This is a genomic window from Lactobacillus sp. JM1 (genome assembly GCF_009834385.1).
Taxonomy (GTDB): domain Bacteria; phylum Bacillota; class Bacilli; order Lactobacillales; family Lactobacillaceae; genus Lactobacillus; species Lactobacillus paragasseri.
In genome coordinates this window covers 1,927,968-1,948,918 of sequence record NZ_CP044412.1, presented here as the reverse complement: position 1 = coordinate 1,948,918, position 20,951 = coordinate 1,927,968, and the positions used below count along the sequence as shown (strand labels likewise).

The following is a 20,951-nucleotide window of genomic DNA, read 5'->3' as shown; positions in this document are numbered from 1 at the left end:
GGAGAAAAATGATGTCACTTGAGATTATCCAGAATATCTTAATTATTCTGTTAGCAGGTTATTTAGTTATTGATAACCTTGGTATTACGATCATTAATACTTGGGCTGTTACTACGGGGCTGTGTGCAGGTCTCATAATGGGAGATCTTAAAACTGGCTTACTTATAGGTGGAACGTTCCAATTAATGCCCTTAGGTGTTGCCGGATTAGGTGGAGCTTCTGTTCCAGATTACAGTTTAGCTACTTTAGTTGGAACATTTTTAGCAGTTCGAACTGGATCTGGGTTATCTACTGCTATTGCAGTGGGATTGCCGGTAGGTCTTTTGGCCATTAATTTAGATGTTCTTGTTAAGATTTTAAACAACTTTGTAGCTCATAAAATGCAAACCTTATTGCATCAACATAAGTTTAGAGAAATGCGTTTAGTGGGCTTGGCTGGACCAGCAATGTTTGCATTTAAAAACATGCTAGTTATGTTTATTATTGTGGTTTTAGGACCAAACGCTGTAAAAGCAGTTCTTAAAGTCGTTCCGACTTGGGTTACAACAGGATTAAATGTTGCTGGGGGAATGTTACCCGTTCTAGGTATTGCTCTTTTGATGCATTACATGCCAGTTAAGAAATATATTTGGGCTGTAATGGCAGGATACGTCTTAAGTGCATATTTGAAGCTTCCAATTATTGGTGTTTCTATTTTAGGGGCTGCAGCTGCAATTGTTGTATTTAGAAATGGTATTAAAGATTCCGAACAAAAGAAACAACAAGCACAGGCAATTGCTAGCTCTAATGTAAATAATGGTTCAGTTGAAGAAGAGGATGATACTTATGACGAATAATGAAGAACCCAAAAAAGAAAAAATCACGTGGAAGGATAGACATCATGCAATATTAAGATGGATGTGTATGGGCTCAGCGCTATTTAACTATGAAACGCAACAAGGTCCGTCGGTTGCATGGTCATTGTCTAAGTTAGAAAGAAAAATCTATCCAAATGATGACGAGTACATTGAGGCTATGGATAACCACTTTCAATACTTTAATACAACAACAGCAATGGCAAATATTATCCTTGGCGCGACTGATGCAATGGAAGAAAAAGATGGCATCAAATCAAAAGATGCCGTTCAAGCTTTAAAGACATCCTTAATGGGACCATTTGCTGGAGTAGGAGATACCATTATTTGGATCCTTCTACCAACAGTGATGGGGTCTATTGCCGGGTATATGGCATTACAAGGAAACCCTATTGGTGCCATTATCTGGATTCTAATTGGCATGTTACTATTTTGGATTAGAATTAAACTTTTTGATTTAGGTTATAATTCTGGAGTGAAATTAGTTACTGAACTTGGTGACAAACTAACTCTGTTTACTGATGCAGTATCGGTAATGGGCCTAACAGTAGTAGGTACGTTGGCTGCAACAGTAGTCAAAGTATATACTCCTTTAAAATTTACGACTGGGAAAGTAACTATGTCTCTGCAAACAGGAATTTTTGACAAAATTATGCCTGCGCTTTTACCAGTTCTTTTAACCTATATGGTTTATAAGATGTTAGATAAAAAGTTTTGGACGCCAACTAAAATAATTTTATTGCTAATTGTAATTTCCTTAGTAGGTGCCTTTTTTGGAATTTTAGGTGTCGCACCAACTAAGTAGGAGAGAGATATGAAAAGATTAATTGTTATTGCTTCACATAATCATATGGCTTCGGGGGTGCAAAGTACTCTTGAATTTATTGCTGGTAAGCAAAAAAATGTAAAAGCAATAGATGCATATACTGATGGTAAAGCTATTGAAGATACTGTTAAGGAATTGTTTGATAGTATAGATGAAAATACAGAAGTGGTAGTATTTACAGATATGATGGCTGGATCAGTAAATCAAAAATTCTTCCCATATCGTACAAGACCACATACTCATATAATTACTGGAATGAATTTACCAGCTGTTTTGGCCGTAGCGATGGAGAGTACTGACGAATATATTAGCATCGATACAATTCATAAAATTATAAATGAATCTAGACAAGCATTGCAGTACGTTAATGAGTTCTCTTCGGATGACGATGAGGAGGACGAATAATGAACAAGATTGTAAAAGGAAAAAACTATAGATTCACAGTTATTACCGATTACCTATTAAGAATTGAAGAGGATCCTGAAGGAGAGTTTGAAGATAGACCCACAGTTTCAATTCTTAACAGAAATTTTGCTAGCGTTCATGCTAAAGTTATTGAAAATAATAATGGTCACCTAGTTGAAATAATTACACCAGGTTTTCATCTTTATTATGATGGAGGTAAATTCTCGCCAGATACTCTATATGTAGATGTAAAAAAGGCATATTCGCTGTATCAAAATCGTTGGTATTTCGGTACTGAAAATGATGGTCGCCATAAGAATTTGAAAGGAACAGCAAGAACCCTTGATCATGGAGATGGTGCCGTTCCTTTAGAAGATGGCATTATGTCTAAGGATGGTTTTAGTTATCTAGATGATTCGAAAAACTTTATTTTTAATAAAGCAGAAGATGAGTTTATCCCACGAGATCATAAAGTTATTGACGGTTATCTGTTTGCATATGGTAGAGAATATCAGAAGGAATTAAAGGATTTCTATAAATTGACTGGTCCAACACCGTTAATTCCAAGGTATGCTCTTGGAAATTGGTGGAGTAGATTTTATCCTTATACTCAAGCTGAATATAAAAAGTTAATGGAAAAGTTTGATGAAAAGCAGATTCCAATTAACGTGTCTGTATTGGATATGGATTGGCATAAGAATGCATCCCAGGTTCCGCAAAAATATGGTTCTGCATGGACAGGATATTCTTGGAATAAAGATCTATTTCCAGAACCAGATAAATTATTAAAATGGTTACATGATGATGGAAAAAAAGTTTCTTTAAATGATCATCCAGCTTCCGGTATTAGGGCGTTTGAAGATTGTTATAAAAAAGTAGCTGAGGATTTGCATTTAAATACTAAAGAAGAAGAACCAGCTACATTTGATTTAAGTAATTCCAGATTTAGAAAGGCATACTTTGACGATGTACACCGCTCCCTTGAGAATCAAGGCGTAGATCTTTGGTGGCTAGATTGGCAACAAGGTAAAGCAAAAACAAGCGATCAATTAGATCCTTTATGGCTTTTAAATCATTATGTTTATGAAGATAGTAATAAGACAACAAGTGGGGATGGCTTAATTTTAAGCCGTTATGCTGGTCCTGGTTCACATAGGTATCCATTAGGCTTTTCAGGGGATACAGTAATAAGTTGGGACTCATTAGATTTTCAACCATATTTTACTATAACTGCTGCAAATATCGGTTATACTTGGTGGAGCCATGATATTGGTGGACATATGCATGGTACTTTCGATGGCGAATTAGCTACAAGATGGTTGCAATTTGGAGTGTTTAGTCCCATTAATAGATTGCACTCATCAAACAATTTATTCTCAGGTAAAGAACCTTGGAACTATAGAATAGATTATGAAAAAACACAAGAAAAATTCTTAAGATTAAGGGATAAGTTCATACCATATATTGATACGGCTAACTATCATACTCATGCTGATGGAGTACCAATAGTAAAGCCTTTGTACTATGATTATCCTAATGAAGATCAGGCGTATGCTCGTAAAAATGAATATATTTTTGGTAATGAAATATTGATTTCACCAATTACGAAGCCTCATGATCATTCTACACAAATGGGTCACACTAAGACTTGGTTGCCAGAGGGAGACTGGATAGATTACTTTACTCATTTACCATATAAGGGTGATACCGTAATTAATACTTATAGATCGGTAGAAAATATGCCTGTTTTTGTAAAAAGAGGAGCAATTATCATTACTAATCCTGAATATATGAAAAATATCGAAATTTTACCACATAATTTAGAAGTAGAAATATTTGCAGGAAAAAATGGTAAATATGAACTTATTGAGCATAGTAGTGATAAAATAGCTAAGACAACATTTACTTGGGATGATAAGGCTGAAAAGCTTGAATGGAGAGTTGAAGATCCAGCTAATATTATTCCGAGAGATAGAAAAATCAGTAAAGTGATCTATAAACCAAATGAAACTAAAGTGATTGACGAGATGAGGGGTCGATTGCAAAAAGCTCATATTAGTTTCGATTTAAAACAGCAAATATTTGATGAATTTAATTCTTCTAGTTACAATTATGCTCACTTTACTAATATGCTGGATACACTTAAAGATGAAAACTTACGAAGTAGTCTAAATGAATTAGCTTATATTAGAGAGTCTGATTAAATCATGAAAGTTAGGAAACCAACTATGAATGATGTTGCCCAACTCGCTGGAGTTGGACGAGGCACGGTTTCAAATTATATAAATGGATTACATGTTCAAGATGAAAATAAACAAAAGATAAAAAAAGCAATTAAGGAATTAAATTATGTTCCTAATTTACAAGCACGTGCACTTAAAACTGCTCAAAATTCATATGTAGTTTTTATTGTGCCTAATAGTTGGACTCCATTCTTTTCTGAATTAGTTTTTAAAATGCAGAATGAATTAAATAGAAATGGTTTCAAAATGATTTTAGCTAATTCTCATGGTAATCCAAAGGAAGAACAAGATATTCTAAATATGGCTGCTTTAAATCAAGTCTCTGGTGTAATTACAACGTCATATTCAGATATTTATAATGTAATGAATTTTAGCAAAACAATTAATTTGGTTTCGATTGAAAGGTATGTTTCGGAAAAAGTTCCTTTAATTTCTAGCGATAATTACGCTGGTGGTGAACTTGCTGCAAAGAAACTAATAGAGCTTAAAAAATCTCGTTTTCTTGTATTAGGAAGGGAACATGGGCACAAAGATGTTACTTTAGTGCGTACAAAAGCATTTAAGGATTATATGGAGTCTAAAAAACTTCCAGTAGATATTTTTGAAGCAACCCTTTCTCCTTCGTTTCATAATGAATACTATAAATATTTAGTTGCGCACTATTCTAACGGACAAGTGCCATTTGATGGGATTTTTGCTACAACTGATGAATATGGAATTATTGCACAGGAAGTGTTAAATACTATTAATCCTGAATTATTAAAGAAAGTAAAGATTATCGGTTTTGACGGCGCAAAGGCTTCAAAATACATGCCGACACCAATAGCTTCTATTAGACAACCGGTAGATGATATTGTGAAGTTTAGCGTGAAAGTGCTAATCAAGATGATACATAACGAACAAATACCGCTTAATTATAAAAAAATTTTACCAGTAAGTTATCAAGAAAAAGAAAAGGCTTTTTAGCATCTATATAATATAAAATAAAACTGCGATCCAATACGGATCGCAGTTTTTACTTTATTTAACTAAATTTGGTTTCCAATTTTTGTCAAGTTTGCCCATTTCTTTAAGCTTAGCAACGATTTGCTTTAAGACTTCTTGACGATCCTCTTCACTTGCCATGAAGTCAAATTTATCACCATCAATAGTCATCTTTGGTGAATAATCATACTTCTCATACCAAGGCTTGTAATAGCGAAGCAAACGCTTGTAGTAGTCTTCTAGAGTTGGGTCATAACTTAATTGCTCGTAGTTACGACCACGTTTTTGAATACGTTTAAGCATTGTGTCATATGATACATCAATATGAACAAGAAGATCTGGATTCTTCTTAGGCATCCGATCTAACTCACTCATCATATTGTGTAGAAGTTCGTAATAAGTATCTACTTCTTCTTTAGTAGCACGGCCAATATCGGCATTCATTTGAAAGAAAAGTGCATCTTCGTAAATAGAACGGTCGAGTACGTTATTATCATCAGTTAATGCTGACTTGATACTTTGGAAGCGAGTATTCAAGAAATAAACTTGCAATAAAAATGCGTACTTCTTAGGGTTTTCGTAGAATAATGGCAAAACAGGATTGTCATCTACACTTTCATAAAAGGGATTAGTGCCCAAATACTTAGATAGAATACCTGTTAGACTGGATTTTCCGGCTCCAATGGGCCCACTTAATACAATAACTGTCATCACGTTCCTTCTATTCGTTAGCTAGTTTAGATTACCTAGATCAGTAAGCTTTTGATCAATTGTGTTGATAACTTCTTTTCGTGCATCTTCGTCTGCAACAAAGTCATATTTATCGCCATCAATCATCATCTTAGGGGATGCATTATATTTTTCATACCAAGGCTCGTAATAAGACAAAAGTCGAGCATAGTAGTCTTTTAAGCCTGGATCAGTTGATAATTGTTCAAATGTACGACCGCGCTTTTGAATGCGGTGAAGCATGGTATCAAGAGATACATGAATATAAATTAACAAATCAGGTTTCTTACTTGGGTTGCCTGGAGCTTGTTCCATCATATTCTCAAGTAAACTATCGTAGATCTTGAATTCAGTAGGGTCTGCGATTCCACTATCGACATTCATTTTGAAAAATAAGGCATCTTCATAAATTGAACGATCAGACACACTGTTATGATCGCGAATAGCTTGGTTAATTTGTGCCAAGCGGTGGTTTAGAAGATAGGTATTTAAGAGAAAAGTGTAATGTGCCATGTCTTTATAATAAAGTGGCAAAATTGGATTATTATCTACACCTTCATAAAATGCTTGGGTGCCTAAATGCTCTGCAAGAAGACTGGTTAAACTGGATTTTCCGGCTCCAATAGGCCCGCTCAATACAATAACTGTCATCACGTTCTTTCTACAAGATATAGTTTGCTTTAATAGTGTAATTCAATATCTGGTATGAAAACAAGTGGTTTTTTAATTTGCTATAAAAGAAAAAAGTCAAGAGAACACATCAAAAAAATACAAAAAGAAAAGACGAACTAATCTAAAAAGATTAATTCGCCAAAGTAAACAGTCTTAAATGAGGATTATTTTCTGTATTTTGGATCAAGCTTTGCTGCAGCTACTTCATCACAAATAACTGTTACATCTGGGTGATCTTGCAAAATGGATGCAGGAACTTCTTCAGTAACTGGACCTTCAACTAATGCTTTAACTGCATCTTGCTTTGATTCGCCAAAGGCTAGTAAAACAATCTTCTTACTTTGCATAATTGACTTAATTCCCATACAAATAGCTTGGCGAGGAACTTCGTCTTCATTGTCAAAGAAGCGTGAATTTGCCTTAATAGTACTTTCAGTTAATTGAACTTTGTGAGTTAAGCTGTCAAATGGAGTACCTGGTTCGTTAAAGGCAATGTGTCCGTTTCTACCAATACCTAAAATTTGGATGTCAATTGGGTTAGCAGCAATAATGTCGTTATAACGGTCAACTTCTTCATCGATATCTTTTGCCATTCCATTTGGAATATATGAATGCTTGAAAGGCTTCTTATCGAATAAGTGTTTTTGCATGAAGTAGTGGTAGCTTTGATCATTATCTGGTTTTAAGCCATAGTATTCATCTAAGTTAATACTTGTCATGTCAGAGAAGTCTAAGTCGCTGTCGCACATATCGTCATACATTGGAATTGGGGAAGAGCCAGTTGCAAGGCCTAAAACTTTGTCGCCGTTTTCCATTCCCTTTTTAATAATTTCAAATGCCTTAGTGCCGCCTTCAATATTATCTTTAGTTACGATGATTTTCATAATTATGTGTACCTCCTCATTCATTGGTCTAGTCCATTATAAAATATAAAATTGGTCTAGTCAACTTAAACCGCTAACATTTTTAAATTTGTTTTTTTCTGCGGTAAAATTTAGGTGAGGTGAGAAGAGATGGAGAAGAGTTTTCAAGAAAATAACTTGTCAGGCTTAGGCATGGGAACTTGGGGAATTAGCGAAGACGCTTCTAAGAAAAAAGACGAAATAGCTGCACTTCGCTATGGTTTAGATAATGGAATTAAAGTAATTGATACTGCAGAAATGTATGGTGAAGGAAAAAGTGAAAAATTAATTGGCGAAGCAATTCAAGGTTATGATCGCAGTCAAATCTTTTTGATCTCAAAATTTTATCCGTATCATGCTTCTCCAGAATTAGAACGTCAGAGCTTAGAAAATAGCTTAAAACGACTAAAAACTGATTATTTAGACTTGTATTTGCTTCATTGGCGTGGCGATAAGCGTTTATCTGAAACAGTACGCGGACTAAAAGAATTACAAAATGAAGGCTTAATTCGCCACTGGGGTGTATCTAACTTTGATGTAGCTGACCTAGAAGAATTGTTTAGTGTCCCAGGCGGCAAGGATTGTTTTGCCAATGAAGATTTGTATAATCTTTCTGAACGCGGGGTAGAATATGATGTTTTACCTTGGCAAAAAAAGCATGGCGTTGGTTTTATTGGGTATTCTCCATTTAACTCAGGTAAGGGCGATTCGATTAGGATTACTAATAATCTTAAAATAGTAGCTCGTGCGCACAATGTAACTCCGCACCAAATTATGTTAGCTTGGACTTTAAGACATGGTAATGTTTTATCGATTCCTAAAGCGGGAACGGTTAAGCATATGAAGGAGAATATTGCTGCTCAAGATATCAAATTAACATCAGACGAAATAAAATTAATAGATAATGACTTCCCGCAGCCGACTGAAAAGACGCCACTTGCGATGATATAGTTTGGAAATATTTGTAAAATAAAAAAGATTGATTAGCCAGCGTTTTAGTAACGTGGCTAATCAATCTTTTTGCTTTAAGAATTATTTTTTTACGGTTTTATTTATATATCTTGATCAATTTTTCAAGATCTTTGTTGGAAATTAATTTTAAATTCTTAACAAAATCCGCTGCTTGCTCTAAAGTACTACCATTATCCATTTGATTTTCGAGAATAATTTTGGCAGAATCGACTTTTCCTTGTTCAACGCCATGTCTCATTCCTTGCTCATATCCTGCTTTTCCAGCAGCCTGTTCACGTTCTAGCATTCTTGTTTCGTAAAGCATGATCTTTTCCCTCGTTTCTGGATCTTCGTTAATTTCTTTAATTCTTCTTTGCGCGTAATCAAAGTGCTTATTTAAATTTACAGGTTCATTGTTCATTAATTTAGCCAAGGCTTTTAAGTCTTCACTCTGCCCTTCAGCTGAAACTTGTGAATTAATAATAATCTTAGTTACGCCATCCTGCAATTGTTTTGACCTATCTTGATCAGAATAAGTATGATAAGATTCGTAAAATTTATCATCTTTCTTTGGTTTAAAGCTACAGAGAAAAATAATAAAGGCGTCTTTCAAATTTCGATAAGTCTTACCCTTATTTAAAGTATAGCGTAAATCAAGTCTTGAAAGATAGTAACGCATGCGTCTACCGATATCATCTTGATCCGTTGTTTGCATTTCGATGTTAAACACGCGTCCTTCATGATCTGTAACCAAAACATCAAGTCTAACTTCTTTAGCTTCGTTCTTACGCTCAGAATTATTAATCTCAACTTGCTTATCTAACCAATCAATCTTCTTGATCTTTAGATCCGGAATAATAATTTCAAGCAAATACTTGCAGAATTTCTTATTTTCCATCACCATCCCAAACACTTTATCTTCCGTGAACCCAAACCAGGGTTCAATCTTTTTTACCATATGAGTAAATCCTCTCTAAAAATATTTGAGGAAGTAATCCCATATGTTTATTACGCAAACTAAATTTATTTTTCCTAGATAAAATTTGTTTTTATTTATACGCAGTATAAGCGAAGTAAGCAGCTTGAATGAGGGCTAAAACGGCAATGCCCAAACGAATGATCTTAACTGGAATATGGCGCATGATACGTGGTCCAAAGTAACTACCGATCAACGCTCCGATTGCCAAAGGAATAGCAGCGCTCCAGTAAATTTTTTCGGTAAACATATAGATAATTAGCGCAACTAAATTGGAGAGTGCGCCAATAATATTTTTCATAGCATTAACAGTTAAAAAGGCATCATCACTAATTGCGTTCAAGATAACTAACATTAAAACGCCGCTCGCAGCGCCGAAGTACCCAGCATAAGCTCCAGCAATCAATAAGCATAAAAGTGATAGAGCTTGAACTAAGCGATTAGGATGATCACTTTCATTTCCAAGATGAATTTCTCCACTGAATAAAATCATTAAGCCGGAAAAAGCGATACAGAAGGGAACGATCTTCTCAAATATTTTCCCGGGAAATTGAATTAAAAGCATACAGCCTAAAGCTGATCCGATAATTGTAAAAATTGAATAGAAACTAACTTGTTTCCAGTGACCCTTTAGTTCTTTAAGCGAAGATGCAGTTGATCCAACGCCAGTCCAGATTAAGGCTGCATCATTAGTAGTATTTGCATAAACTGGGGGAATACCAACTGAAAGGAGGACTGGATAAGTGGCAAGGGATGCCATACTTGCAATTGTTGAGAGAAGGCCACCTAAAATCCCACCAAAAATCAGATAAATGAATAAGAAAAAAGGACTCATAATTTCACCTCACATTGTAAATTGATATATTGCAATGGTAGGTATTATAAGCCCCTTCTGTTTAGCTAGCAAGCTACTTATTTAAAACTTCTGCGACATTTCCATTTTTTGTCTCTAACAAACTTTTTGCTTGATTGAGACTGCAGTTAGTTTTAAGCATTACGATTGCTAAGCCAACATCATTATTAGCCTCTTTAAGAGTATCTTTAGCTTTCTGGGTAGATGCACCAGTAGTAGTGTGAATAATGCGACAGGCACGATCAATTAGCTTAGAATTAGTAGGTTTAACATCAATCATGACGTTTTCGTAGACTTTTCCTTGTTTTATCATGACACCAGTAGAAATCATGTTCAAAATCATCTTTTGAGCAGTTCCGGCTTTCATCCTAGTTGAACCGGTAATCGCTTCAGGTCCAACAACAGCTTCGATAGCTATATCGGCGTGATGGCCTATCTTAGAATCTTTAACACAGGCAATGGAAATAGTTAGAGCACCTGTCGCTTTAGCATAGTCAAGACCGCCAATTACATATGGAGTGCGGCCACTGGCGGCAAGCCCTAAAACGATATCGTTTTTATTTAGTTTAAGATCTTTTAAATCTCTTTTTGCTAGATCTTGTGAATCTTCAGCACCTTCGACAGCAACATACATCGCACCTTTACCGCCAGCAATTAATCCGATTGCGCGTTCTGGTTTGATACCATAGGTAGGAACTAATTCGGCAGCATCTAAAACGCCAAGACGGCCGCTTGTTCCAGCACCGATATAGATTAAACGTCCACCTTTGCTATAGCGCTTAGCTGCTTCATCTATTGCCCGGGCAATTTTATCATCTTGAGTTCCCACTGCTACAGCGACTTTTTGGTCTTCTTGATTAATAGTTTTGACCATGTCGATAGTTGACATGGAATCAATGTGCATAGTCGCGGGGTTTCGTTGCTCCGTAGTTAAGTTTTTAATTTCCATTGTAAATACTTCTTTCTAGTGTGTAAGTATTTTTCCGATCTTTTGCATCATACTTAAAATATTCTCATAATCTTTTTGACTTTGATAATTGGTTAATACGCAGCAGTCAATCACATCAGTGTTTGCTCTAAATCGTGCTATATCATGCTGTTCATGCAATAGTTCGCCAGTTTTATTAAAGACTTCATACTTAGGATTGCTATAAGCTACTAATTTATTTCTTACTTCTTGGTGCTTTAAGGCATCGAGAACCACATGGTTAACTTCGTTATTGCCTGCAAGTAGTTTTTCAAAAACGTCCATCATAGAATTTGATGTACAAGTATTTTCTTTATCACTTTTTTTCATTAAAAATCGACTTAAAGAAATATTTTGAAAATTTTGCTGTAAATAATCATTAATTGTATTGATGTTGTAATAATTCAATAAGGCGTTAGTAGCTGTATTATCAGAAACAGATAACATTAGGTCTAATAAATCGCTAATCTTCCATGACTTAATGCTTAGTCTATTGATAATGCCGGCTCCTTCAACAATATCATTACTAGATAGGGTAAGAGTATTGGTGATTGTGCCAGGCTTTTTTTCCTGAATATAAAGAGCAATCCCTAATTTTATTAATGAGGCTGACTTAAAAATCACATTAGCGTTTGAATTTTCAAAGATCGTATGATTATTTTTACGAATAGTAATTGCTGTTTTCCAAGGATTATTTTCTATTTGTTCTTGAATTTGGGTCAGTTGCATTGTCTTAGTCCTTTAGAATAATTTCATTATTTTTAATTTCTAAATACTTACTAAGATCGGGATCTTGTGTAGCCATAAAAATTGAATCGAGATCAATAAATTTAACATTTTTATTTGCAACAGCGAATGCAGCAGCTGCCGCAATACTTTCAACTGGCTCAATCATGCAACCAATCATAGTTTTAATACCACAAGCTTGGGCTAAATCATTAATTTTGATTGCCTCTGATAAGCCACCAGTTTTCATTAACTTAATGTTGATGTAGTCACAAGCGTGATGCTGGATTAAGTTAATGGCATCCTGATATGAAGCGACACTTTCGTCAGCCATAATTGGATAAGGCGAATTTTCACTTAATAAAGTTAAATCTGAGATTGCATCTTTTAGAACAGGCTGTTCGATAAAATCAATGTTTAAATTATCCTGTGCCCAAGTTCGACTAGCTTTTAAAGTGTCTTTGTAATTCCAGGCTTGATTGCAATCAATACGTAAGGAAATGTCAGGACCAACAGCTTTACTAATTTTTTGAATGGTTTTAATATCATGACTTACAGAATTGTTGCCTAACTTGATTTTGATTGCAGTAAAGCCATCTTTAACTAAGGCTTTGGCTTCAGAAACCATATGGTCATCTGAACCAATACTAATTGTATAGTCGGTTGTTAATTTGCCTTTTTCACTACCAAGCAGGTTAACTAGAGATTCATTGTTTTCTTTAGCCTTTAATTGATGTAAGGCAATATCCATTGCCGCCTTTGCGGCAGTATTATGAACGATACAGGTTTGAAGTGTGGTTAAAATTTTGTTCCAATTTTTGAAGTCTTGGCTTATTAATGCAGGTTTAATAACTTGATTAACAATGTCTAGCGAGCTTTGTAGTGTGTCACCGGTAACTTTCTCATTAGGAGTAGCTGTTCCAGTACCTGTTTGACCATCACTTAATTCAACAACGATCTTCAGTCCTTCAATTTCGGTGACTTTATGTAAGGCAGTAATAAACGGTCTCTTTAATGGAACTTTTTTAATGGAACATGTAATATTTTTAATTTTTAAATTCATTAATTTATCACTCCTTTCTTTTGCTCTAATTGATCGATCATCCATGTATAAGCTGGAACTATTGCCTTTTGCCAATAGTTCCATTCGTGGGCGCCAAATGAATCAGTTGTTAATTGAACGTGATTATGGTTGCTTGAAACTTTTTGAGCAAAATATATTACATCCTTGATAGGAACAACGTCATCTGTTTTACTACTCTCAATATAAAAATTAACTTTATTTGAAATAGGTGATAAATAAGTAGTTGGATAGATTTTATTGTAGAAATTTTCTGACCAACTATTTTGTTCATCTTGAAATGTATGAATAGAATTGTGAATAAATTGAGGAATATGTTTAATATTCCAAACAGCGGGTGAAATTAAGAATGCTGCCGAAAATATTTGAGGATATTTTAAAACAAGTCTCGATGCACCATATCCGCCCATTGAAATGCCGCCGATACCAATTTTAGTTGAAATAGGGTACTGCTGAATTAAATAGGGTAATAAGTCCTGCATAATTGCCGTTTCCATTTTGAAACCATATAGAGAGTTGATGTAGAAACTATTAAAACCATCTATAAAAGCTACAATAATTTTCTTTTTGGCATTACGCATCAAGTTATCTAGAATACTTTTTGAGTCAATACGATTCGTATCTAAAAAATTAGTATGATTTCCATATAATCCGTGGAGCATTAAAAGCAAGGGATACTTTTGCTGGGAATTAACTTGATCTGGAAGATAGATATCATAATTCCAATCTAATTTTAAATGCGGAGAGTAAAGTGTGGAGGTTATTATGGTACTCATTTTAATTTGATGACAGCTTAAACTTAGTCCAAGGCTTGATAAAGTCTAATAAGAATAATTCATTTTTAGAAATTTCACCAACTTTATTTTTTCTTGACTCCATGTGTGGCTTTAATACAATTTGTAGCTCATTTTTATATATTCCAAAGCCATCATTTCCGATTAAAACATCTCCGCGTTTAAATTCTTGTTCATTATCATGGGCTGGGTTAGGGATGTCTTTATAAGTTACACGTGGCATTGTTGACCGAATAACGATACTATTTATGTCGCCCCTGCGGAAATGTTGTGGCTTTTCAACAATTGTCTTTTCAATGTCGTTTATCTTTGGAACATAGTTTACATGTAAAACTAATTGGTATGGATTAACTTCAGATAATGATTTTAGTTCTTCCTCAGATGCATAGGCGTTACCGATGATAACGTCGTCAATTAAGCCAGTTGCCCACAGCTGCTTTGCTTGAACTTGTATTGGAAGATAACGATCTTCTTCAAGTGTTGGTAAGCCATCTGTGACATTCCAAGGTCCCATTTTTCCAACTTGGCTGGTAACAAATGCAGCTGTGTGAATATTGAATTTCTTGAAGCGTTTTGAACATTCTACAAAGAAATCATAAGGAAGAGCTGTGCCTTTTTGTGGATAAAAATTATGACACCCGTAAATATATGGAGTGTTTGCTTGGTAAGAAATAATGTTATTTAAGTAGTCCACATTATTACTCATATTTAATTCAATAATTAAATTATAGGGATTGTAAGACATTAAAGCTTCAGTTGCTCCATCAAATGCTTGATCTAGTCGTAAGCCAGTTGCACCAATATCATGGAAAAAGGATAGATCATGATAATCAATTTTTAAATCTTTAAAAATACGTGGTGAAACATCTAGAAACGTTTGGTATCCCAATCTGTTTCCCATTGAGATTATCTTTTTGTATTTTTCTTTAGTTTCTTCAACGCTTCCTTGTACTTCGAGCATGCTCATAAAAATACGCTTAAAGCCATATTTATGTCCAAGCTCAAGGTACTGAACATTGTCATCGTAATTGCTATGGTCTGGATAGATTGACAGACCTAAATTTCTCATTGTCATATTTAACTACTTCCTTTACTAAATATAATTGACTGCTGCTGTATTACTTCTGTCAGAAACCATAATTTTTATAGTAGGGTAAGCATGTTTTACTTTTGATGTAATTTCTTTCTGAATAATAAGGTTATTGACTAAAACAGATCCTGATAAGGCAAGATTTAGAGAAATACTTTCTTGAGAATAACGTTCTATTAAATGAATAATTTCATCAGCTAATAAGTCGGCCTGATGCTGTAAGATCATAATTGCTTCATCATTTTGCCGATCAGCTTCTTGAGCAAGCTTTAGTGAAAAAGCTGCTATTTCTGTACGATTAAGTTTGTAATATTGGCTAACTACATTTTTTAAATTATCGGCCTTAAAGTATTCAAGAATAGCAGGTGTTAAAGAAGAATTTTCTCCTCGATCCATTTTTTCTAATGCGGTGGCAACGGCTTCTTGGGAGATGCGATAGCCAGAACCAATATCATCTAATAAATATCCCCAACCGCCAGCACGTAAATATTTATTCTTTTGTCTTCCATATACAATTGATCCGGTACCGGCAATTGCTAAAAATCCGTCTTTTCCCTCAAGACCATTTATTAAAGCTAGTTTAGCGTCACTTGTAAAAATAATATTTTCAGTTAATGACTTAAAATAATCCTTTACTTTGTCTAAATAAGGCTGTGGATTATCGGCACTTTCTAGTCCTGCAATTCCAATCAAAATTAAGGTACAGGTATTTGATGATAATTTTTCTGAAATTTCAGTAATAACTTTAATTAGATTCTTAATGGTTTGCTGTGGATCAAGAAATATATTTCCTGGACCAGCAGTAGCAGTGGCAATTTCAATATTATCTTTATAAGCGGTAGCCGTTATATGGGTACCGCCACTATCAATTCCGATTACATAGCTCATGAGAAACCTCCTAAGCATTTTCAACTAATACTGTATGCGATTTCATAGTAACTTTTTTTATGTAACTATTCAATAAAACTTGAAAAAATATTTCATAAAGTATCTAAAAATGCATAATTTAAACATAATTAAGAAAAAATATTTCATTTTCTGAAAAATAGTGCTATATTAAAGCCAGAAGTGATAGCGTATTCATTTATGCGTTATATTAACTTTGGTTTCATATATCGGGAGGTATTAATATGGCTAAGTTTAATGCCGCAAAAATCACCTCTAAAATGTCGAAACTAGCGGGTAATCGCTATTTTGTGGCAATTAGAGATGGAATGGCAGTTATTATTCCCGTAGCTATTGTCGGTTCATTCTTTACAATTATTTCTCAATTTCCAATAGATAGTTGGAAAAAGTTTATTACTCCATATTTACCTGCATTACAAGTACCAGTTACTTTTTCTATTGGTATGATGGCCTTGTATTCATGCTATGCAATGGCAGCTGCTTTGGCTGAGCACTATCAATTAGATAGAAATTCTTCAGCCACTGTTGCAACGATGGCATTCTTTATATTGGCTGTAAGTCCAGGTACTTTAACTGCTAAAGCAGCTAAATTGTCTGGCATGTTAGCTGGAACAGTTCTTCCTTCAACTAACTTTGGTGCGCAGGGTTTGTTTACTGCAATGTTAGTTTCAATGATATCAGTTGAAATTATTCGTTGGTTTAAAGAGAAAAATTTAGTTATTAAAATGCCAGATGGTGTTCCACCTGCAGTTTCTAATTCATTTGTTTCTTTAGTACCAGCTTCAGTAATTATTATTTTAGCTTGGGTAATTAAAGAAGTATTGCATTTTGACTTGAATGCAGGACTTTTAGCTTTATTGTCACCATTATCTAACTTTGGTAAAGATAACTTTATTTCATCAGTTATTCCACCATTCTTTAACTCACTATTTTGGTTATTTGGTATTCATGGTGCTATTACATCGACTCCAATTTATCCATACTGGTACAAGAACCTAGATGCAAATATGGCAGCAATTGCACATGGCGTGGGTGCTGCTAATGCTCCAAGATTTATGACTGAACAATTCTTCCAATGGTTTGTTTATATTGGTGGTTCAGGTACTATCTTAGGTCTATGTATTTTGTTAGCCTTTATGTCTAAGTCTTCATTTGGTAAGACTTTAGGTAAGGCGGTTATTATCCCAAGTATTTTCAACATTAATGAACCTATTATTTTTGGTTTACCAATTGTTTTAAACCCATACTTTGCAATTCCATTTGTTGTAACACCTATGGTAACTGGTGCTTTGACATACTTTGCAATGGCTCTTCACTTAGTATCACGTACTATCGCTTTGGTTCCATGGACGTTACCAGGACCAATTGGAGCTTACATGGCAACTGGTTTTGATTGGCGTGCTGCTGTTTTATCTATTATTAACGTCATTATTTCTGTTGTTATTTACTATCCATTCTTTAAAGTTTGGGATAAGAAACAACTAGAAAAGGAAGCTAAAGACAGTGCAAGTAAATCTACTAACACAGAAGCTTCAAAGGGTAATAATGTTGAAGCAATTAATTTAACTGATAATGATCTATCAGTTGAGCCTACTTCTTTAAAAACAACTATAAGCACAAAAATAATTGCTCTTTTTGATACGCTAAGTAAGTTTAAGAGATTAGCAAAAGAAAATGTTTAGTGTTTAATTAGGAAGCCCACTATAGCTACAAAAGTTATAGCGGGCTTTAATTTTGGAGAAATATAAATGAGAAATACTAATGAAATATCTATGTTAATGAAACAAGCAATAAATGATTGTGCTACGCCGGGAATAAGCTATGCCTTAGAAGATATAAAAAATAAAACAGTGGAAACAAGTTTTTTAGGGTACAAAACTTATGACAAAAAAATACCGTTAAAAGATGACGATATTTATGACTTAGCATCGTTGACTAAAGTTGTAGGTGTAACAAGTCGTATACTTCAATTATTAGGGAAGAAAATTATTGATTTAGATGACAAAGTAAGTAAATATTTTCCACAAATTAGTTATCCAGATATTACTGTTAAGAATCTTTTGCTTCATAATTCTGGATTAGCTGCTGATTTATGCAATGTATATTCATATGCGAATAAAGATGAGATGATAGCTGCTATTTTTAAACAGAAGCTTGTTTATCCGACTGGAACAGATATGGTATATTCTGATCTTAATTTTATTTTACTAGGGATGATCATTGAAAAAGTAGATGAAGAGTCTCTTGATAAAAGCTTAAAGACACATGTCTTTGAACCTTTAGAGATGAATAATACAGGATATTGTTTAAATGAAAATAAACGAAATTTTGTACCAACAGAAAAGACTGATAAAAGAGGACTGATTCAGGGAGAAGTGCATGATGAAACGGCTTATATGTTAAATGGTGTTTCAGGTAATGCGGGATTATTTTCTACAATTGGAGATCTGAAGAATTTCTGCATAATGTATCTTCAAAAAGGAAAGTACAAAGGCAAAACAATAATCCCATCTGATATGATTGATACGCTATTTAACTATAACTTTATGGGTAGAACCTTAGGATGGCAAAGGTGGAATAAGAATAGCAAGACTTTGTGGCATACAGGATTTACTGGAACATCAATTGCGCTTGATTTAGATCATTCTACTTTCTTTATTTGTTTAACTAATCGAGTAAACCCTACTAGAAAAAACCAAAAATGGATAAACGTGAGAAGATTAGCGGTAAGTCTGTTTTTCAATAGTCCAGAGCAATTACCCTAATAATGCCATAGCATAAATAAAAAACTAGAGCTGTCATTTGTAAGCTCTAGTTTTTTTATTATTCATTTTCTACTGATGTAATAAAGTTGGTAATAGCATTAAAGTAATCTTTTTGATCATCAAAAATTGAAAAGTGGCTTCCATTAGGACATATATGAGCTGTACCATTAGGTAATCTATCGGCTAAAGCTTTAATATCAGCTGGATTCATGCTGTCATACTTTCCTCCTAATACAAGAGTAGGCATCGTAATTTTGGATAAACGATCCCGAATTGTCCAATTTTTACATGAACCAGTAATGTTAAATTCCGTTGGTCCTTGTAGGGTGACATAAACTTGCTCATTCATATGATCAAAAGTTCTTTGCACGGCATCGGGCCATGGAGATATTCTGCAAATGCAGCGGTGATATAATTTCATCAATAGTTCTTGATAATGTGGATCATCATAGTTGTGTCGTTCTTCTTGTTTCTTCATATATGAAACATCAGCAGGATCCATCGATTCACGGTACTTGTTAATATATTTTGCGTAATCTTGATATGAATCAACCATGTTTGAATCAATTAGGGCTTTCACATGTTTGCCGTATTTAGAAGCGGCATATTCTAAAGCAAATAAACCACCAAATGATTGACCGTATAAATAAAACTGATCTAAATCCCATGCTTTACGGACTTCTTCTATTTCTTCTATAAAACGCGGAATTGTCCATAACTTTGGATCATTAGGTTGATCTGAGAAATATGATCCCAATTGATCATAGTAGATAATCTCTATATTGGGATGCATTTTAATGTAATTAGAAAAAGGCTCAAGATATTCATGATCCATGCCAGGACCGCCGTGCAGAAGCAAAATCTTAATAGGACCGTGTCCTTCTTTACGAGTCCATACATGATAACCATTTTTAAGAGTCACTATTTTACTTTCATTAGCCATCTTAAACACACTTTCTTTGTATCTATACAACTATATTATAGTGTGTTTTGTAATGTAGATAGTAATGTAGAAAATAAAGCAAAGAAAAAAGCCACAAGTAACTTTTTGGCATAAGTTAATGTGACTTTTTAGTTTGTATTAATTTTGATGCTACCGATCATTTAACGATTAGCCATGATCTTGATTTTACCATCAATAATTTTCTGCTTGGCTTTCTGAACTTTGATCCAGGTATGATAAGATAAATTACCTTGTACTAGAGAAATACCCTTGTTTTTAAGACCATAGTTTAAGTTCTTTCCACCAGGGAAATTACCCTTAGCAGTTTGATTAGCAAGATCTTCAACAGCTACATCTGCGCTTTTGATTACAGAGGTAAGGGTAAAGTTAGAAGGTTGACCGCCTTTTGCTTGGTAATTTCCAAGTTTGGTTTGATCTTCATCTGAACCAATAACCCAGACTTTTTGTCCTACGGGATTGGTTTGATTGACTTCTTTGGCAGCTTTAAAGACGCCTTGACCGCTTTTGCCCGCAGCTTGGAAGATTATATCAGCTTTCTGATTGTACATTTCCTGGGCAATATCATGCGCTTTATTAATATCTGAAAAATTACCGACAGTTTTGCTCATCACTTTAATATGCTTATGAAGCTTACGACTGCTGGCTGTAACTCCTTGAGTAAAACCGGCTTTAAAGGAATCCATCTCTTTACTGTTTTGCCCTAAAATAAGTCCCACTGTGTGGCTTTTAGTGGTGTAGGCAGCTGCAACGCCTGCTAAATAAGCTCCTTCTTGATTTTTAAAGGAGATGCTAGCTAGGTTTTTAATCTTAGCAGTATGAGTATCAATAAGAACGAAGTTCTTTTTAGGATTACTCTTCGCGGCTTTAACAATATTAGGCTTAAGTGTATAACCAACGCCAATGATTGTTGAAAAATCATTATCTAGAACTTTGTTGATAGTTACTTGATAATCTTGGGGATCTTTAGGAACGAAATAATTGTAGCCTTTATTTCCTTCAACAAGGTTATTCTTAGTACCGTAATTCTTAACGCCTTGCCAGGCAGATTGATTTAAAGAATTATCTTTAATTCCATTGGTGTCTGAGATTAAAGCAATGTGATTGGCTAGCTTTTTATTTGTTTGCTCTTCATGAGTCGATTTACTGCAAGCACTTAGGCTCAAAAAAATAGTACTTGCTATTAGTAGTAGAGAAAATTTTTTATTTAGTTTCATTTAAAAACCTCGATTAAAAATCTATTCTAATTTTAAACGAGAAAAAGGC

Annotated in this window: 21 protein-coding genes; 8 read left to right on the top strand and 13 right to left on the bottom strand. The window is 34.3% G+C overall.

The genetic code is table 11. The features are described from left to right. Window positions 1-11: 11 nt before the first annotated feature. Genes F3I00_RS09925 through F3I00_RS09905 form a run of 5 tightly spaced genes read left to right on the top strand, consistent with a single transcriptional unit; the run spans window position 12 to window position 5,294 of the window. On the top strand, window positions 12-836 hold the full coding sequence (locus tag F3I00_RS09925; protein ID WP_159311096.1) for a PTS sugar transporter subunit IIC: 825 nt from the start codon (window positions 12-14) through the stop codon (window positions 834-836). Then, window positions 826-1,659, top strand: a complete 834-nt coding sequence (locus F3I00_RS09920) for a PTS system mannose/fructose/sorbose family transporter subunit IID (RefSeq protein ID WP_020807472.1) — start codon at window positions 826-828, stop codon at window positions 1,657-1,659. The genes F3I00_RS09925 and F3I00_RS09920 overlap by 11 nt, the downstream gene beginning before the upstream one ends. 9 nt (window positions 1,660-1,668) lie before the next feature. After that, window positions 1,669-2,085 carry a PTS sugar transporter subunit IIA gene (locus F3I00_RS09915; RefSeq protein WP_020807473.1) on the top strand — a complete coding sequence of 139 codons (417 nt, stop codon included), beginning with the start codon at window positions 1,669-1,671 and terminating at the stop codon, window positions 2,083-2,085. Then, the gene (locus tag F3I00_RS09910; protein ID WP_020807474.1) at window positions 2,085-4,289 is read left to right on the top strand and encodes a TIM-barrel domain-containing protein; all 2,205 of its coding nucleotides are present in this window, start codon (window positions 2,085-2,087) and stop codon (window positions 4,287-4,289) included. The genes F3I00_RS09915 and F3I00_RS09910 overlap by 1 nt, the downstream gene beginning before the upstream one ends. 24 nt (window positions 4,290-4,313) lie before the next feature. Next, window positions 4,314-5,294, top strand: a complete 981-nt coding sequence (locus tag F3I00_RS09905) for a LacI family DNA-binding transcriptional regulator (protein ID WP_020807475.1) — start codon at window positions 4,314-4,316, stop codon at window positions 5,292-5,294. A gap of 54 nt (window positions 5,295-5,348) precedes the next feature. On the opposite strand, the gene F3I00_RS09900 is transcribed toward F3I00_RS09905, so the two are convergent. The 3 genes from F3I00_RS09900 to nagB all read right to left on the bottom strand — a co-directional run bounded on the left by F3I00_RS09900 (window position 5,349) and on the right by nagB (window position 7,597). Beyond that, complete coding sequence (locus tag F3I00_RS09900) at window positions 5,349-6,023, bottom strand: deoxynucleoside kinase (RefSeq protein WP_020807476.1); 675 nt, start codon at window positions 6,021-6,023, stop codon at window positions 5,349-5,351. A 21-nt stretch (window positions 6,024-6,044) separates the two neighbouring features. Further along, window positions 6,045-6,695, bottom strand: coding sequence for a deoxynucleoside kinase (locus F3I00_RS09895; protein ID WP_020807477.1), 651 nt, complete (start codon window positions 6,693-6,695; stop codon window positions 6,045-6,047). 182 nt (window positions 6,696-6,877) lie between these two features. Next, window positions 6,878-7,597 (bottom strand): glucosamine-6-phosphate deaminase, encoded by a 720-nt coding sequence (gene nagB, locus F3I00_RS09890; protein WP_020807478.1) that lies wholly within the window; start codon window positions 7,595-7,597, stop codon window positions 6,878-6,880. Window positions 7,598-7,726: 129 nt separating this feature from the next. Between nagB and F3I00_RS09885 the strand changes: the two genes are divergently transcribed. Continuing rightward, window positions 7,727-8,566: an aldo/keto reductase gene (locus tag F3I00_RS09885; protein WP_020807479.1), complete on the top strand. Its 840-nt coding sequence runs from the start codon at window positions 7,727-7,729 to the stop codon at window positions 8,564-8,566. A 97-nt stretch (window positions 8,567-8,663) separates the two neighbouring features. On the opposite strand, the gene F3I00_RS09880 is transcribed toward F3I00_RS09885, so the two are convergent. The 8 genes from F3I00_RS09880 to F3I00_RS09845 all read right to left on the bottom strand — a co-directional run bounded on the left by F3I00_RS09880 (window position 8,664) and on the right by F3I00_RS09845 (window position 15,941). Further along, the gene (locus tag F3I00_RS09880; protein WP_020807480.1) at window positions 8,664-9,524 is read right to left on the bottom strand and encodes an Rpn family recombination-promoting nuclease/putative transposase; all 861 of its coding nucleotides are present in this window, start codon (window positions 9,522-9,524) and stop codon (window positions 8,664-8,666) included. A 91-nt stretch (window positions 9,525-9,615) separates the two neighbouring features. Then, window positions 9,616-10,377, bottom strand: coding sequence for a sulfite exporter TauE/SafE family protein (locus F3I00_RS09875; RefSeq protein WP_003649781.1), 762 nt, complete (start codon window positions 10,375-10,377; stop codon window positions 9,616-9,618). 73 nt (window positions 10,378-10,450) lie between these two features. Beyond that, a complete protein-coding gene (gene murQ, locus F3I00_RS09870; RefSeq protein ID WP_020807482.1) occupies window positions 10,451-11,344 on the bottom strand; it encodes an N-acetylmuramic acid 6-phosphate etherase in 894 nt (297 codons plus the stop codon). A gap of 15 nt (window positions 11,345-11,359) precedes the next feature. Further along, window positions 11,360-12,091, bottom strand: coding sequence for a serine hydrolase (locus tag F3I00_RS09865; RefSeq protein ID WP_159311089.1), 732 nt, complete (start codon window positions 12,089-12,091; stop codon window positions 11,360-11,362). Between the two features lie 4 nt (window positions 12,092-12,095). Further along, window positions 12,096-13,151, bottom strand: coding sequence for a dipeptide epimerase (locus F3I00_RS09860; RefSeq protein ID WP_020807484.1), 1,056 nt, complete (start codon window positions 13,149-13,151; stop codon window positions 12,096-12,098). Continuing rightward, window positions 13,151-13,945 carry an esterase family protein gene (locus F3I00_RS09855; protein WP_024272991.1) on the bottom strand — a complete coding sequence of 265 codons (795 nt, stop codon included), beginning with the start codon at window positions 13,943-13,945 and terminating at the stop codon, window positions 13,151-13,153. The genes F3I00_RS09860 and F3I00_RS09855 overlap by 1 nt, the downstream gene beginning before the upstream one ends. A 1-nt stretch (window position 13,946) precedes the next feature. Then, the gene (locus tag F3I00_RS09850; RefSeq protein WP_020807486.1) at window positions 13,947-15,038 is read right to left on the bottom strand and encodes a DUF871 domain-containing protein; all 1,092 of its coding nucleotides are present in this window, start codon (window positions 15,036-15,038) and stop codon (window positions 13,947-13,949) included. 18 nt (window positions 15,039-15,056) lie between these two features. Further along, window positions 15,057-15,941 (bottom strand): BadF/BadG/BcrA/BcrD ATPase family protein, encoded by an 885-nt coding sequence (locus F3I00_RS09845; protein WP_020807487.1) that lies wholly within the window; start codon window positions 15,939-15,941, stop codon window positions 15,057-15,059. Between the two features lie 242 nt (window positions 15,942-16,183). Here F3I00_RS09845 and F3I00_RS09840 point away from each other — a divergent pair, with 242 nt between their 5' ends. Continuing rightward, window positions 16,184-17,641 carry a PTS sugar transporter subunit IIC gene (locus F3I00_RS09840; RefSeq protein ID WP_020807488.1) on the top strand — a complete coding sequence of 486 codons (1,458 nt, stop codon included), beginning with the start codon at window positions 16,184-16,186 and terminating at the stop codon, window positions 17,639-17,641. Window positions 17,642-17,707: 66 nt separating this feature from the next. Continuing rightward, entirely contained in the window at window positions 17,708-18,724 is a 1,017-nt protein-coding gene (locus F3I00_RS09835; protein WP_020807489.1) for a serine hydrolase, read from the top strand. Window positions 18,725-18,782: 58 nt separating this feature from the next. Here F3I00_RS09835 and F3I00_RS09830 read toward each other — a convergent pair whose 3' ends face one another. Further along, the gene (locus tag F3I00_RS09830) at window positions 18,783-19,667 is read right to left on the bottom strand and encodes a proline iminopeptidase-family hydrolase (protein WP_020807490.1); all 885 of its coding nucleotides are present in this window, start codon (window positions 19,665-19,667) and stop codon (window positions 18,783-18,785) included. A gap of 161 nt (window positions 19,668-19,828) precedes the next feature. Beyond that, a complete protein-coding gene (locus F3I00_RS09825) occupies window positions 19,829-20,902 on the bottom strand; it encodes a BMP family ABC transporter substrate-binding protein (RefSeq protein ID WP_020807491.1) in 1,074 nt (357 codons plus the stop codon). Window positions 20,903-20,951: the final 49 nt, after the last annotated feature.